The 14,505-nt window shown below is 70.2% G+C and carries 13 protein-coding genes and 1 other RNA gene; 10 read left to right on the top strand and 4 right to left on the bottom strand.

Features of this window, described 5'->3' with window-relative positions:
- Positions 1-31 precede the first annotated feature (31 nt).
- The 4 genes from ABD240_RS12275 to ABD240_RS12260 all read right to left on the bottom strand — a co-directional run bounded on the left by ABD240_RS12275 (position 32) and on the right by ABD240_RS12260 (position 3,529).
- The gene (locus ABD240_RS12275) at positions 32-247 is read right to left on the bottom strand and encodes a hypothetical protein (protein ID WP_425547017.1); all 216 of its coding nucleotides are present in this window, start codon (positions 245-247) and stop codon (positions 32-34) included.
- A 125-nt stretch (positions 248-372) separates the two neighbouring features.
- Positions 373-1,422 (bottom strand): type II secretion system F family protein, encoded by a 1,050-nt coding sequence (locus tag ABD240_RS12270; RefSeq protein WP_344337524.1) that lies wholly within the window; start codon positions 1,420-1,422, stop codon positions 373-375.
- Positions 1,423-1,433: 11 nt separating this feature from the next.
- Positions 1,434-2,306: a type II secretion system F family protein gene (locus ABD240_RS12265; RefSeq protein WP_344337522.1), complete on the bottom strand. Its 873-nt coding sequence runs from the start codon at positions 2,304-2,306 to the stop codon at positions 1,434-1,436.
- Positions 2,303-3,529, bottom strand: coding sequence for a TadA family conjugal transfer-associated ATPase (locus ABD240_RS12260; RefSeq protein ID WP_344337520.1), 1,227 nt, complete (start codon positions 3,527-3,529; stop codon positions 2,303-2,305). Before ABD240_RS12260 ends, ABD240_RS12265 begins: the two co-directional genes overlap by 4 nt.
- A 297-nt stretch (positions 3,530-3,826) precedes the next feature.
- Between ABD240_RS12260 and ABD240_RS12255 the strand changes: the two genes are divergently transcribed.
- From ABD240_RS12255 to exaC, 10 genes are all read left to right on the top strand, one after another.
- Positions 3,827-4,774 (top strand): amidohydrolase family protein, encoded by a 948-nt coding sequence (locus ABD240_RS12255; protein ID WP_291795085.1) that lies wholly within the window; start codon positions 3,827-3,829, stop codon positions 4,772-4,774.
- Between the two features lie 85 nt (positions 4,775-4,859).
- Positions 4,860-5,528: a carboxymuconolactone decarboxylase family protein gene (locus ABD240_RS12250; RefSeq protein WP_291795086.1), complete on the top strand. Its 669-nt coding sequence runs from the start codon at positions 4,860-4,862 to the stop codon at positions 5,526-5,528.
- Positions 5,529-5,701: 173 nt separating this feature from the next.
- Positions 5,702-6,826, top strand: coding sequence for a peptide chain release factor 2 (gene prfB / locus ABD240_RS12245; RefSeq protein WP_291795087.1), 1,125 nt, complete (start codon positions 5,702-5,704; stop codon positions 6,824-6,826).
- Positions 6,827-6,836: 10 nt separating this feature from the next.
- Positions 6,837-7,532 carry a cell division ATP-binding protein FtsE gene (ftsE, locus tag ABD240_RS12240; RefSeq protein ID WP_291795088.1) on the top strand — a complete coding sequence of 232 codons (696 nt, stop codon included), beginning with the start codon at positions 6,837-6,839 and terminating at the stop codon, positions 7,530-7,532.
- Complete coding sequence (gene ftsX / locus ABD240_RS12235; RefSeq protein WP_291795089.1) at positions 7,529-8,443, top strand: permease-like cell division protein FtsX; 915 nt, start codon at positions 7,529-7,531, stop codon at positions 8,441-8,443. The genes ftsE and ftsX overlap by 4 nt, the downstream gene beginning before the upstream one ends.
- Before the next feature lie 63 nt (positions 8,444-8,506).
- On the top strand, positions 8,507-9,724 hold the full coding sequence (locus tag ABD240_RS12230) for a peptidoglycan DD-metalloendopeptidase family protein (RefSeq protein WP_344337515.1): 1,218 nt from the start codon (positions 8,507-8,509) through the stop codon (positions 9,722-9,724).
- A gap of 46 nt (positions 9,725-9,770) precedes the next feature.
- On the top strand, positions 9,771-10,241 hold the full coding sequence (gene smpB / locus ABD240_RS12225; protein ID WP_344337513.1) for an SsrA-binding protein SmpB: 471 nt from the start codon (positions 9,771-9,773) through the stop codon (positions 10,239-10,241).
- A 204-nt stretch (positions 10,242-10,445) separates the two neighbouring features.
- Positions 10,446-10,821, top strand: a transfer-messenger RNA (tmRNA) gene (gene ssrA, locus ABD240_RS12220).
- 327 nt (positions 10,822-11,148) lie between these two features.
- Positions 11,149-12,624, top strand: a complete 1,476-nt coding sequence (locus tag ABD240_RS12215; protein ID WP_344337511.1) for a GAF domain-containing protein — start codon at positions 11,149-11,151, stop codon at positions 12,622-12,624.
- 231 nt (positions 12,625-12,855) lie between these two features.
- Positions 12,856-14,379 carry an acetaldehyde dehydrogenase ExaC gene (exaC, locus tag ABD240_RS12210; protein ID WP_291795093.1) on the top strand — a complete coding sequence of 508 codons (1,524 nt, stop codon included), beginning with the start codon at positions 12,856-12,858 and terminating at the stop codon, positions 14,377-14,379.
- Positions 14,380-14,505 lie beyond the last annotated feature (126 nt).

Genomic DNA, 14,505 nt, shown 5'->3' with positions numbered 1-14,505 from the left:
TCGGACCGCCGCTGCGACTGCGGCATCTGTCTCAGCCCGCCTGCCGGACCTTGTTGATGCTGTCCGTGAACAGGGACGAGAAGGCCTCGCCGGCGAGCGCCCACAGGCCCACCACGAGGGCAGCCGTCATCACCGTGATCAGCACCCACCCGGGCACATCGCCGCGGTCCGGCCGGGTCAGCCGGCGGCCTCGGGCGCGGTGCTGGGTGCGGCGCCCGGACCGGGCCGGGGCGGTCAGTGCGAGCATGAGGGCGAACAGAGCGAGGCGGATGCGGGTGAGCACGGGAGGCTCCTCTCTCAGGGACGGACGGATCTCTCGGAGATGCGGGGACGGATCGGGACAGAGGCCGAGGAGGCTGGAGAGCGCGGGTGCTAGGGGCCGAGGTCGAGCACGGCGAGCGTCGGATAGACGGCGAACAGCACGGTGACGGGGAGCACGCAGATCACGACGGGGACCAGCATGCCCACCTCCTTCCGGCCGCTCAGTTCCATGAGGGTGCGACGGCCGTGCTCGCGCACCTCGGACGCCTGCGCCCGGAGCACCTCTGCCAGCGGCGTGCCGCGGCTGGTCGCCACCGCGATCCCGTCGACGAAGCGGACGATCGAGGGATTCTGCGTGCGCTGGCCCAAGGCGTCGAGCGCCTCGACGAGCGGCGTGCCCGTGCGGACCTCGGCGAGCGCGCGGCCCAGCTCGCCGGAGAGCTCCCCGCTCGTGGATCGGCAGACCCTCTCGAGTGCGTCCACCGTGCCCTCACCGGCGGTCATGGACAGGGCGAGGAGCTCCGCGACGGTGGGGAACTCGGTCATGATCCGGCGCTCCCTGGCACGGACCTGCCGGGAGAGCCGCCAGTCGTTGAGCACGTGCCCCAGCACACCGCCCACCAGCACCAGCGCGGTGAGGACGAGCGGATTGGCACCGCGCACGAGGACGGAGGCCACGCCCAGCAGAGCTCCGCCGCTGAGGCCCGCGAGGATGGAGAGCAGCTGCCGGGTGCGGAACCGCTCCACGCTCATCTCCGCCCCCAGCAGGTCCAGGCGCTTGGCCAGTGAGGCATCCGTCGTCATGCGGGAGGAGAGCCAGCGACCGGCCCGTTCCGCGAGGTCGGCGCTCACTCCGCGCACACCGGTCTGTGGCCCGGCGGGCACGCCGTAGAGACGGGCCACGCGCGGCTGGTCCCGCAGGTAGGGCCCCACCCTGTCTGCGAGCGTGGGTCTGCGCATCGCGGGGAGGGCGGCGAAGGCGAATGCGCACGAGGCGCCCAGCGCCAGCCCGACGATCACGGCGACCGCGGGATTGAAGGGGTCGACGTGCGCCCAGATCCCGGTCACGGCCTCGGCGCCCACAGGCTCCGCTCCTGACGGAGCCGTTCCGGAGGGGACGGCGGGCGAGGAACCTGTGCCCGGCCCGCCCACGAGCGACATGCCCGGCCCGCTCATCGCAGCACCCGCGGCTCCGCCGGCAGTCTGCCGATGCGCTTCATGAGGCGGTAGGCGGCGAGCGAGACGACCATCCCGGCGAGGAGCAGCAGCATGCCGCCGGGAGTGCTGTACGCGGCCGCCGCCTCGCTGCGGGTGGCCAGCAGTACGAGCACCACCCAGGGAGCTCCCACCGCCAGGCGCGCTCCGGTGACGGTCCAGCTCTGCCGCGCCTTGAGCTCCGAGCGGGTGCGCGCGTCCTCGCGCAGGAAGTGGGAGAGCGTCCGCAGCAGGGTGCCCAGCTCGGTGCCGCCCACATCTCGGGTGACGGCCAGCGCGGCGACGATGCGATCGGCGACGGGATCGGCGCTCGCGGTCTTGAAGGCCTCCAGTGCCATCCGGAACGAGCCGGTCGTGCGGTACTCCTCCTCGAAGATGGCGAAGAGCGGGCGCAGACCCTCCGGGCCGCGATGCGCGAGTCCGGCCAGGGCCTCGGGCAGGGACATCCCGGCGCGCACCCCGGAGCCGAGGTGGTCGACGGCGTCCGGCCAGAGCACCCTCCGCTCCACCTCGCGGCCGCGGGCACGGTGGCGGACCAGCGCCGGCGGTGCGGCGGCGGCGAAGGCCGCGAAGCACGCGGAGACGGGCACGGAGGCCGTGAGCGCGAAGCCGAGAAGCCAGACGAGGAGCGCTCCCAGCGAGCTCACCGCGGCGAGCTGACCGGGGGAGACACGGGGGAAGCCCGCGGCCACGAGATCGTCCTCGAGCTCCGCGAGGAACCGGAGGCGGTGCGCGGACCGCGGCGGGGACTCCCAGCACGCGGACCAGAGGCAGAGCAGCCCTGCGGCCAGGCCCACTCCGCACAGGGCGGCGGCGAGCGTGCTCGTCATGCCGCCTCCAGGAGAGCCGTGAGATCCCTGCCGACCGCCGCGATGCGCTCGCCCAGGTGGCTGAACCCGCTGCCGCGCCGCAGCACGCCGTCGGGACCCGCGCGGAAGATCGTCTCCATCTCCACCACGCCGCCCTCGATCCCGCCGGGCACCGCCGCGATCTCCGTGACCCTCCGCGCCCCGCCGCGCAGCAGCGAGAGATGCACGACGAGGTCGAGGCAGCCGGCGACGGTGGGAGTGACGAAGGAGTCGGAGATGTTGGGGCCGGCGAGCAGCGGCAGCGTGCACATCTTCGTGACCGCGCTGCGGGCGGAGTTCGCGTGCACGGAGCCCATGGCGGGCAGGCCGGCGTTCATCGCGATGAGCATGTCGAGGCTCTCGGCCTCGCGGACCTCGCCCACCACGATGCGGTCGGGCCGCATCCGCAGGGCCTCCTTCACCAGGGTGCGGAGCCGGACCTCGCCGGTGCCCTCCAGGCTGGGCTGACGGCACTGGAGGGCCACCCAGTCGCGGGCGGGCACCGCGAGTTCGAACACCTCCTCGCACGTGATGACGCGCTCGCGTGCGGGAACCGCGCCGCAGAGGGCGTTGAGCATGGTGGTCTTGCCCGCCTGGGTCTGACCGCTCACCAGCAGATTGGCTCCCGCCGCGACGGCCGCGTCGAGGAAGTCGGCCGCCTGCCGGTGCAGCGAACCGGCCTCCACGAGGGAGGACAGGCTGCGGGCCCGCGTCACGAACTTGCGGATGTTGACGGCCGGGTGGCGCCGGGTGATGTCCGGCAGCACGATGTGGAGCCGCGAGCCGTCCGGCAGCGCCGCGTCCACGAACGGGGAGGAGAGGTCGACGCGCCGGTTGGTGGTGCGGAGGAGGCGCTCGATGAGCTCTGCGACCTCCGCCTCCGTGAGCACTGTGGGCGTGAGTTCGGAGACGCCGCCTCTGCTCACGAAGACCGCCTGCGGGCCGTTCAGCCAGATCTCCTCGACCGTGGGATCGTCGATGTACCGCTGGATGGCGCCGAATCCGCTCAGCGCGTCGAGGACGTCCTGCCGCACCGCATCAGGATCCGTGAGCACGGGGAGGCTGCCGGAGAGGGTACGCTCGTCGTAGGCGCGGATGACCTCGTCGACCAGGTCTGCCGTGGGGTGCGGTTCCGTGCGGGGGTCGATGCCCCGTGCCCGGACCAGCTCACGCACCTCACCTGCGATGATCTCCGCCGCTTCCACCCGTGAACTCCCTCGTCCGGCCGGCCGGGGCTCCGTCGACCGGCGGCGGTCCTACCAACTTAGGATGGTGCGAGTTGGGTCTCAAAACGCATATAAGCGGCTGGGGACAACTCTGCTTGTGACCTCGAGTGGAGGACTGCGGTTCCGGCTGAGCCCAGGCGCAGGTCGGCCTGGCCGGGGACGCGGTTCCGCCTGAGCCGGGGCGCAGGTCCGCTCCGCTCGTGCATCAGCGCGCACGGAACCCCGGGGCCGAGGCCCGGTGCGCCCGTGTCCGTGCCCTCGCCTATCGTGGAGTCCATGTCAGCGCAGACTCCCTCCAGCAGCGTCGTCGCGGGTGAGAACGCCATCCCTGCGGACGAACCCGCCCGCCTCAGAGCCCTCGCCGCGGACCTGGGCATTCCCGGATTCGTCGACGTGCACACGCACTTCATGCCGGCGAACGTCCTCACCAAGGTGTGGCAGTACTTCGACCGTGCGCAGGAGCGCGGGCTGCGGCCCTGGCCCATCACGTATCGCTTCGACGAGGCCGAACGCCTCCGCCGTCTCCGTGAGCTGGGGGTCCTCCGCTTCACCGCCATGCTCTATCCGCACCGGGCGGACATGGCGGAGTGGCTCAACGGGTGGGCGGCGGAGTTCGCCGCGCGGACGCCGGACTGCGCGCACACCGGCACCTTCTTCCCGGAGCCGGACGCCGGGGAGTACGTGGGGCGGGCGCTCGCCGGCGGTGCGGAGGTGTTCAAGGCCCATGTGCAGGTGGGCGGCTACGACCCGGCGGACCGCCTGCTGGATCCCGTGTGGGCGCAGCTGGAGGAGGCGGGCACGCCGGTGGTGATCCACTGCGGTTCGGGCCCCGTGGCCGGCGCTCACACGGGAGTGGGGCCCGTCGCCGAGGTGCTGGCCCGGTTCCCGCGGCTCCGGCTGGTGATCGCCCATTCCGGGCTGCCGGAGTACGCGCAGTTCCTGCGGCTCGCGGAGGAGTACGAGGGGCTCAGCCTCGACACCTGCATGACCTTCACGGACTTCACGGAGGCGACCGCTCCGTTCCCCGCGGAGCTGCTGCCGCGCTTCGCGGAGCTCGCACTTGCCGGGAAGGTGGTCCTCGGCAGCGACTACCCCAACATCCCCTATCCCTACGTCCACCAGATCGAGGCGATCCGCGCCCTGGACCTCGGCGACGACGTCGACCGGGCGATCCTCTGGGGCAACGGCGCACGCATGCTGGGCGTGGAGGAGGCCGCCTGTTAGCGTGCCGGACAGGACTCTGCCCGCGGAGTCCGCTGGCACCCGTGCCGCGCAGGCATCCCGCCGGCGCATCCATGAAGGAGGAGCGATGACGCACTACCACGAGCCCGGTGACTTCGACTACGCCAAGACCCTCGCGCAGGCCGCGCCCAGTCAGGCCAAGGCATTCGGAGCGTTCGACCAGAAGGTCTTCGATCCCGCCGACGAGGTGCTGGACGTCCGCACGCGCGAACTCATCGCGATCGGGGTCGCCGCGACCACCCAGTGCCCCTACTGCCTCGACGTGCACGTGGGCAACGCCAAGAAGGCGGGCGCGAGCCGTGAGGAGGTGGCCCGTGCCGTCTTCGTGGCCTCCGGCCTCCGCGCCGGCGGCGCCTACACGCACGGCTTCCTCGCGTTCAAGGCCTATGAGCAGGGCGCGGAGCTCGAGCACTTCCACGAGCCCGGCGACCGCGCGCACCTCAGGGATCTCCGGAAGGCCTCGGGCGGGGCGGTCGAGGCGTTCGCCGCCTACGACGCGGCCGTCTTCGACCCCGAGGACGAGGTCCTGTCGGTGCTCACGCGCGAACTCATCGCGATCGCGGTGGCCGCGACCACCCAGTGCCCCTACTGCCTCGCCGGCCACGTGGGCAAGGCGAAGGCGGCCGGTGCCACGGAGGAGCACATCGCCCGTGCCGTGATGGTCGCGGCCGCCCTGCGCGCCGGCGGGGCCTACACCCACGGTCTGCTGGCGATGAAGCTCTACGACGAGAAGTGAGGGCAGGGGTGCCGGGTCGCTCACCGGTCCGGCGCCCCTCGGCACGGGCGGTGTGCCGGAGCGTCACCGCCCGTGCACGCCGTCCTCGGCGCCTGTGAGTTGGGTGCGGGGACGACGGCGGCGTGCGTCGCTGTCGTCCCCGCACGACCCCGTCGCGTATCCTGGATCGCACTATGGCCATTGACTTCTCCGCAGAGATCGCATCCCTCCAGCAGACCTTCCGCTCGATCAGGGACGTCTCTGATATCGACGTCCTCCGCAGCGAGGTCGACGAACTGACGGAGGCGGCCGCCGCTCCAGACCTCTGGGACGACCCGGAGGCCGCCCAGCAGGTCACCTCCCGCCTCAGCCACCGGCAGTCGATGCTCGAGAAGCTCGACCGCTTCGACCAGCGCATCGAGGACGTGGAGCTCCTCGTCTCCATGGGCGAGGACGAGGGCGATGCGGACGCGATCGCCGAGGCCCAGGCGGAGATCGAGAAGCTCAAGGGTGAGCTGAGCGAGCTGGAGATCTCCACGCTGCTCTCCGGCGAATGGGACGAGCGCGCCGCGGTCATCACCATCCGCGCAGGTGCCGGCGGGGACGACGCCTCGGACTTCGCGCAGATGCTCACCCGCATGTACATCCGCTGGGCGGAGAACAACGAGTACTCCGTCCAGGAGCTCGACACCTCCTATGCGGAGGGTGCGGGCGTGAAGTCCGCGACGATCCAGGTCAACGCCCCCTATGCCTTCGGCACGCTGTCGGTCGAGGCCGGCACCCACCGTCTGGTGCGCATCAGCCCGTTCGACAACCAGGGCAGGCGGCAGACGAGCTTCGCGGCGGTGGAGGTCGTCCCGCTCATCGAGTCGACGGACCACGTGGACATCGACGAGAACGACCTCAAGATCGACGTCTACCGCTCCTCGGGCCCCGGCGGCCAGTCGGTCAACACGACGGACTCCGCCGTCCGCATCACCCACATCCCCACGGGCACGGTGGTGAGCATGCAGAATGAGAAGTCGCAGATCCAGAACCGGGCGGCGGCCATGCGCGTGCTGCAGTCCCGCCTGCTGGTCCTCAAGCGCGAGGAGGAGGCGGCGCAGAAGAAGGAGCTCGCCGGCGACATCAAGGCGAGCTGGGGCGATCAGATGCGCTCCTACGTCACCCATCCGTACCAGATGGTCAAGGACCTGCGGACCGGCTACGAGGTCAACAACCCGCAGGCGGTGTTCGACGGCAACATCGACGGATTCCTCGAGGCCGGCATCCGCTGGCGGAAGGAACAGGACAAGGCCGCAGCCGAGGCCGAGGTCTGATCCGCGCGTCGTGATCACGTTCGAGCACGTCACCAAGTCGTACGACCACCGTGGAGCCCCCGCGCTCGAGGACCTCTCGTTCTCCGCGGAGGCCGGTGAGTTCGTCTTCCTGGTCGGGGCCTCGGGCTCCGGGAAGTCGACGGTCATCCGCCTCGTGCTGCGGGAGGAGGTGCCTACCCGCGGGCGCATCACCGTCGCGGGCACGCGCACGGCCCGGATGCCGGCGTGGAAGGTGCCGTTCCTGCGGCGGGGGATCGGGACCGTGTTCCAGGACTTCAGGCTCCTGCCCAACAAGAACGTGTTCGACAACGTGGCCTTCGCGCTCCACGTGATCGGCAAATCGCGCGCGGCGATCTCCACCCTCGTCCCGGACGTGCTGGAGACCGTGGGCCTGGAGGGCAAGCAGAGGCGGTTCCCGCACGAGCTCTCCGGCGGCGAGCAGCAGCGCGTCGCGATCGCGCGGGCCGTCGTCAACAAGCCGGGGATCCTGCTCGCGGACGAGCCCACCGGCAACCTCGATCCGGCCACCAGCCGGGACATCATGGACGTCCTCACGCGCATCAACAGCTTCGGCACCACCGTGCTCATGGCGACCCACGACGCCTCCATCGTCAACCGGATGCACAAGCGGGTCATCGAGCTCGAGAGCGGGGCGATGGTCCGTGACGAGGTGGGCGGCTACCTGCAGGAAGGAGCCCGGCGGTGAAGTTCTCCTTCCTCATGTCCGAGGTCCTCTCCGGCCTCAGACGCAATCTCTCCCTCATCATCTCCGTGGTCCTCGTGACGTTCGTGTCGCTGCTCTTCGTGGGCGCGGCCGCGCTGCTGCAGATGCAGATCGGCGGGATGAAGGACTACTGGTACGACAAGGTCCAGGTCGCGGTGTTCCTGTGTCCGGAGGACTCCGAGGCCCCCACCTGCACGGACGGGGAGGCCACGGACGAACAGAAGGCGGAGATCGAGGCCGCCCTGCACTCCTCGGACCTTGCGGACTACGTCGAGGAGGTGCATTTCGAGGACCGCGCCACGGCCTATCGGCTCTTCCAGGAGCAGTTCGCGGGCACCAGCCTGGAGGGCACCGTGCCGGAGGACCAGATGCAGGAGTCCTACCGGGTGGGGCTCGTGGACGCGGAGCAGTACGGGATCATCCAGGAGTACTTCTCCGCCACCCCCGGCGTCGAGGAGGTGGTCGACCAGAACCGGCTGCTCGACCAGATCTTCCGCATCCTCAACATCGCCACGGCCGCGGCCGTGGGGATCGCCGTCATCATGCTCGTCTGCGCCGTCGTCCTCATCGCCACCACGATCCGTCTGTCCGCCTTCACACGCCGGCGGGAGACCGGCATCATGCGCCTGGTGGGTGCGTCCAACCTCTTCATCCAGCTGCCCTTCGTCCTCGAGGGGGTGCTCGCCGCAGCGGTGGGGGCGGTGCTCTCCGGCGGGGTGCTGGGGCTCGCCGTGCACTTCGGCGTGTCCGGGTGGCTGCAGGCACGCGTGCCCAGCATCAGCCTCATCGGGGTGGGCGACGTCCTCCTCGTGACACCGCTGCTCGTCCTCGTGGGCGTCGTGATGGCCGGAGTCTCCTCCGCCCTCACCCTGCGCCGCTACATGAAGGTGTGATCGCCGACCATGACCACTTCGCCCAGATCCCGGCCCCGGACCACGGGGAGTCCCCGACGTCGCATGCGCGTCCTGTTCTCCGCCGCGTGCGTCGCCGCGCTGCTCGCCCCGACGGCCGCGCAGGCCTCGCCCGCGGAGGAGAAGTCCGCCGTGGACCAGCGCGTGGAGGAGCTCCAGGCGGAGCACGAGGGGCTCAGCGAGGAGCTCGCCCGTGTGGTCGCGGAGCTCGAGGAGGCGGAGGAGCAGCTGCCGGACGCCGAGGCCGCCTGGGAGGAGGCCGCGGACGAACTCGAGGAGGCCCAGCGGAAGGACGACGAGCTCGCGGCGCGCCTGACCTCGGCGGAGAATGCGCAGGACGACATCCGCGAGGAGATCTCCTCCGGTGAGGACCGCATCGAGGAGTCCGAGCGCGCAGTGGTGCAGGTGGGGCGCAGCGCCTACCGCAACTCCGGCGTGACGAGCGATCTCGCGATGCTGGTGGAGATGACGCAGAGCGAGAACGGGATCGACGGGCTCGCCCGGGTGGACTCCGCCGTGCGCGGGCAGCGCCGCACGCTCACACAGCTGGGTGAGCAGCGTTCGGCCAATCTCAACAACCAGGACCGCCTGGACGCGGCGGCCGACGAGGTGTCGGAGCTGCGGGACGAAGCTGCCGAAGTGCTGCTGGAGAAGGAGACCGCGGAATCCGCCGCGAGGGACGCCAAGGACGAGCTCGACGGTCTCATCGAGCGCAAGGACTCCGCCGCGAAGACGATCGAGGACAACAGGAGCTCTGCGGAGGACGAGCTGCGCCGCCAGAAGGAGGAGCAGGACCGGCTCGCGGAGGAGGTCCGGAAGTGGGAGGAGGACGCGGAGCGCGACGGTGTGCCGCTGCCCGGCGACGGCGAGCTGCGCAACCCCGCCCCCGGCTACCCCATCACCTCGCCGTTCGGCTGGCGCACCCATCCCATCTCCGGCACCCGCAAGCTGCACACGGGCACGGACTTCGGGGTGCCGTGCGGCAACGAGGTCTACGCCGCCGGGGACGGCGTCGTCGTCTCCGCCGGGACGGCGGGCGGCTACGGCAACCGTGTGGTGATCTCGCACGGGAAGATCAAGGGACAGTCGATCTCCTCGACCTACAACCACAACACCCGCCTCCTGGTGGGCCCGGGCGACACGGTCGGGCAGGGGGACCCCGTCGCTCTCGCAGGGACCACCGGGTCGTCCACGGGCTGCCACCTCCACTTCGAGGTGATGCAGAACGGCACCTACGTGGACCCCATGGACTGGATCTCCTGAGGACGCGCTAGACTGGGGCGTTCGTCATACCCGGAGAGGAGGAGCCGTGCCCAAGGACACCGCACGCACGTCGATCGCGCGCAATCGGAAGGCTCTGCACGAGTACCACATCGAGGACACCTTCGAAGCGGGTCTCGTCCTCACCGGCACCGAGGTGAAGTCGCTGCGCGAGGGCCGCGCGAACCTCACCGACGGGTTCGGGCTGATCTTCCAGGGCGAGGCCTGGCTGGAGGGCGTCTTCATCCCCGAGTACCTCCAGGGGACCTGGACCAACCATGCGGCCCGGAGGCGGCGCAAGCTGCTGCTCCACAAGGACGAGATCCTCAAGATCTCCCACAAGCTCAAGGAGTCGGGCAGGACCCTCATCCCGCTGGAGCTCTACTTCGACGGGTCCCGGGTCAAGGTCGAGATGGCGCTGGCCCGCGGCAAGAAGGACTGGGACAAGCGCCAGGCCCTGCGGGAGAAGCAGGACAAGCGCGAGGCCGAACGCGCCATGAAGTCCAAGCAGTACCTCTGAGCCTTGTTCTGCGGGCCGGGGCAGCTGCCTCTCAGAAGCCTGCACGGTTGCGCGAGGCGGTTGCCTCCGCAGGGGAATAGGACTGGCGGTCTGCGTGTTGTGAGGTGTACAGTGATGCTCTCCGCGCGGGATCGCTCCGGTGTGGAGGGTGCAGAGCCTTCGTCTCCGTCCTCGCGGACGGGCGGCGGCCATGGCAACTGAATAGGGGATGATCGGTTTCGACGCCGGCTGTTGAGCTGGGTGAAGCGAGCCGAGAATGCAGAGTCATCTCGTAAACGTCCTCTGCAAACCAATAGGTGCTGAATCCAAGACTCGCACCGATTTCGCCCTCGCTGCCTGACAGCGAGCTGAGCGGATCCGTCAGCCCGGGGTAGCTTCCGCTCCGGTTCCTGGCGTCAGCTAGGAAGCCACTGCTGCTGGCACATGTCGAGGGTGTCAGTGGGACTTTCACTCGACTCCGTCCGTTGGTCCACGTGTTCGTGCGGTGACCAGGACCTAAGAAGCCCTTTCACGAACTGTGCTCGGAGAAGCCCCGGCGATGAGTCGACGGACGCGGGTTCGATTCCCGCCATCTCCACGATCCCCTGGGAGAGGCCCCGGGATCCACTCGCACGAGTGGGTCCCGGGGCCTCTCCTTGTGTGCCCACTCTCTGCCCCCTGCTCAGGGACCTGTCGCAGGACGCCCGCTTCTCGTCCTGGACACCCGCCATTACGTGGGTGTCCAGGACGAGAAGCGGGCGTCTTCTTCGATGGTGGAAGACGCGGTCCCGGACGGAGCCCCCAGGATGCCCTTTCCCGCGCCGTAGGGTAACGTGCGTCACAGCGGGAGTCCTCGCACTGCGCAGAGTCCCTCCCGCCTGACGTCATCGCCGGCGAGGGCGCCGGCAGGCCCCGGGGAGTGACAGCGATGGTGGGAGATCCGGTCGCGGACGGCGCGGTGCTTAGCCGTCGCTATCAGACCGGAGTGCGTCGTGCCAAGGAGCAGCTGATCGACGACGCGACCGTCAGCGGTGTGAGGAGCACCGTCGCACTCTCCTGGAGCCGCTCCCGGACCGCCCTGACCGCTTCGCCGGGGGACGGTGCGCCCGCAGTCCTGGACGACACCCAGATCCGTGAGCTGCTCGCGGACCCGCAGTTCTCCTCGGTCGCGGAGATCATCCGCGCCACCCTCGTCGAACAGCTGCGGGACACCGGTCTGCTCGTGGCGCTCGCGGATCCGCAGGGGCGGCTCATCCTCGTGGAGGGCGACCCGCACGCCCGCAGGAAGGCGGAGACCATGGGGTTCGCCCCGGGCGGCGACTGGTCGGAGCAGGCGATGGGCACCTCGGCCCCGGGCATGGTCGTCGCCACGCGACGTGCGGCGCAGGTGGCCGGAGCGGAGCACCTCCACCCCGCCGTGGAGCGGTGGAGCTGTTCCGCGGTGCCCCTCACCGACCCCCTCACCGACGAGCTGCTCGGCGTGCTCGACCTCACCGGCGGTCCCCAGGCCGTCTCCTCGCTGGCCCTGCCGCTGCTGAGCTCGGCCGCCGCGGGCATCCGCTCCGCCCTCGCCATGCGTGCGGCCGGACCACCGGCCTCCATCGGTTCCTCCCCGCTGCTGGCGGCACTGAGCGCGCCGCTGGCCTCCCCGACGTCTCTTCCGCCCGCCTCCCCAGGAGCCCGGGCGCAGCCGGGAACGGCAGCCCCCGGCGAGGAGGGCGCGGCCGAGGCAGGGCCCGCACGCACGTCCGAGGAGGCGGAGAGCCCTTCCGCGGCGCGTGCACCGGTGCTGCAGGTGACCGGGCCGGGAGCCCGGGCGCTCTCCGGACGGGACGGGCGCAGCGTCCCCCTGGGGCTGCGTCACGCGGAGATCCTCACTCTGCTGTGCTGGCACGAAGGCGGGCTCGGCGCCCCGCAGCTGGGCGAGATGCTCTGCCCCGAGGGTCTCGAACCCGCGTCCGTGCGCGTGGAGATGCACAGGCTCCGCCGAGCCGTCCAGAAGGCCGCCGAGGCGGATCCGGGCCTGGACCTGGTGCTCGGCTCGCGGCCCTATCGGCTGGTCTGGGGAGCATCGGGCTCCGGCGTCCTCACGGATGCGCGCGCGGCCCGCAGGGCGCTGAGCGCGGGCGACGTCGCAACCGCCGTGCGCATGTGCGCCGGGCAGCTGCTGCCGGAGTCCACTGCGCCGGAGATCGAGCGCATCCGCGGCCTGCTCGCCGCGGAGCTGCGGGAGACGGTGGCCGACAGCGCGGACGCCGAGGTGCTGTGGGAGTACCTCCGGCGTCCGGATGCCGAGTACGACCGCGAGCTCTGGATGCTCGCCATCCGCCTCCTCCCGGCAGGCGACCGGCGGCGGGCCTATGCCGTCGCGCAGGTGGAGAGGATCGACGCCGAACTCGGGTGACGGAGCGGCGGGTGTCCCGGGGCTGTCGCACCGTCCGTGCGCAGCCGTCGCAACGGTCATGCAACCTCACAGCCCCTACGGTGGTCCCACGAGCCGATGGTGATCACCATCGCTTCCTCGAGTCGCAGCAGGCGGCGACAGGGTCCGGGGTGGGGCGGATACAGGAAGCACCGCACCACCTCGGACGATCCCCACAGATGCACGAAGTGGTGCAGAAGGAGGCACGCGAGCATGACCGCGTACGCACACCCCGGAACGCCGGGCGCCCTCGTCGAGTACAAGCCCCGGTACGAGAACTGGATCGGCGGCGAATGGGTTCCGCCCGTCGACGGGAGGTACTTCGAGAACATCACTCCGGTGACCGGAAAGGTCTTCACGGAGATCCCGCAGTCCAATGCCGCGGACATCGAGCTGGCCCTCGACGCCGCCCACAGAGCCGCCCCCACGTGGAACAAGACGTCACCTGCCGAACGCGCGGCGCTCCTCAACAGGATCGCGGACGTCATGGAGGCCAATCTGGAGAAGCTCGCCGTCGCGGAGACCTGGGACAACGGCAAGGCCGTGCGCGAACCCCTCGCGGCGGACATCCCACTGGCGATCGACCACTTCCGCTACTTCGCGAGTGCCATCCGGACGCAGGAGGGCCGGCTCTCCCAGATCGACGAGGACACCGTCGCCTATCACTTCCACGAACCGCTGGGCGTGGTGGGCCAGATCATCCCATGGAACTTCCCCATCCTCATGGCGACGTGGAAGCTCGCGCCGGCGCTGGCCGCAGGCAACTGCGTCGTCCTCAAGCCGGCGGAGCAGACGCCGGCCTCCATCCTCTACCTCATGGAGCTGCTGGCGGACATCATCCCGCCGGGCGTCGTCAACATCGTCAACGGCTTCGGTGCGGAGGCGGGCAAGCCGCTCGCGTCCAACAAGCGGATCGCGAAGATCGCGTTCACCGGTGAGACCACCACGGGGCGGCTCATCATGCAGTACGCCTCGCAGAACATCATCCCCGTCACCCTGGAGCTGGGCGGCAAGAGCCCCAACATCTTCTTCGAGGACGTCGCCGCGGAGAAGGACGCCTTCTACGACAAGGCGCTCGAGGGCTACGCGATGTTCAGCCTCAACCAGGGAGAGGTCTGCACCTGCCCCTCCCGCGCACTCATCCAGCGCAGCATCTACGACTCGTTCCTCGGCGACGCACTCGGCCGGGTCGAGGCCACCGTCCAGGGCGATCCGCTCGATCCGGCCACCCAGATCGGTGCACAGGCCTCGAACGACCAGTACGAGAAGATCCTGTCCTACATCGACATCGGCAAGCAGGAGGGGGCGAAGATCCTCACCGGCGGCGAGCCGAACGAGCTGGGCGGGGACCTGGCCGGCGGTTACTACATCAAGCCGACGGTGTTCGAAGGCAGCAACTCGATGCGGCTGTTCCAGGAGGAGATCTTCGGCCCCGTCGTCGCGACGACCTCGTTCGCGGACTACGACGAGGCCATGTCGATCGCCAACGACACGCTCTACGGCCTCGGCTCCGGGGTGTGGACGCGCAACGGGAACACCGCGTTCCGCGCCGGCCGCACCATCCAGGCCGGACGCGTCTGGGTGAACAACTACCACGCCTATCCCGCGCACGCGGCTTTCGGCGGCTACAAGTCCTCGGGCATCGGCCGGGAGAACCACCTGATGATGCTCGACCACTATCAGCAGACCAAGAACCTACTGGTGAGCTACTCGGACAACGCGCAGGGCTTCTTCTGAGCCCTCCGCGTCGGAGCTGAGCGACGTCCGCAGGGCGGGCCTCGGCACCGGGAAGACAGACCGAGAGGTCGGTGCACCCGTCTGACCCCGGAGCATCACCGACCCCTCGCAACCACGCAGTACGAG

This window comes from Brevibacterium salitolerans (assembly GCF_039531405.1).
In the GTDB taxonomy this organism is placed as follows: Bacteria; Actinomycetota; Actinomycetes; order Actinomycetales; family Brevibacteriaceae; genus Brevibacterium; species Brevibacterium salitolerans.
Note: the sequence above shows the minus strand (reverse complement) of the source record. Positions and strands in the feature narration are given on the sequence as shown.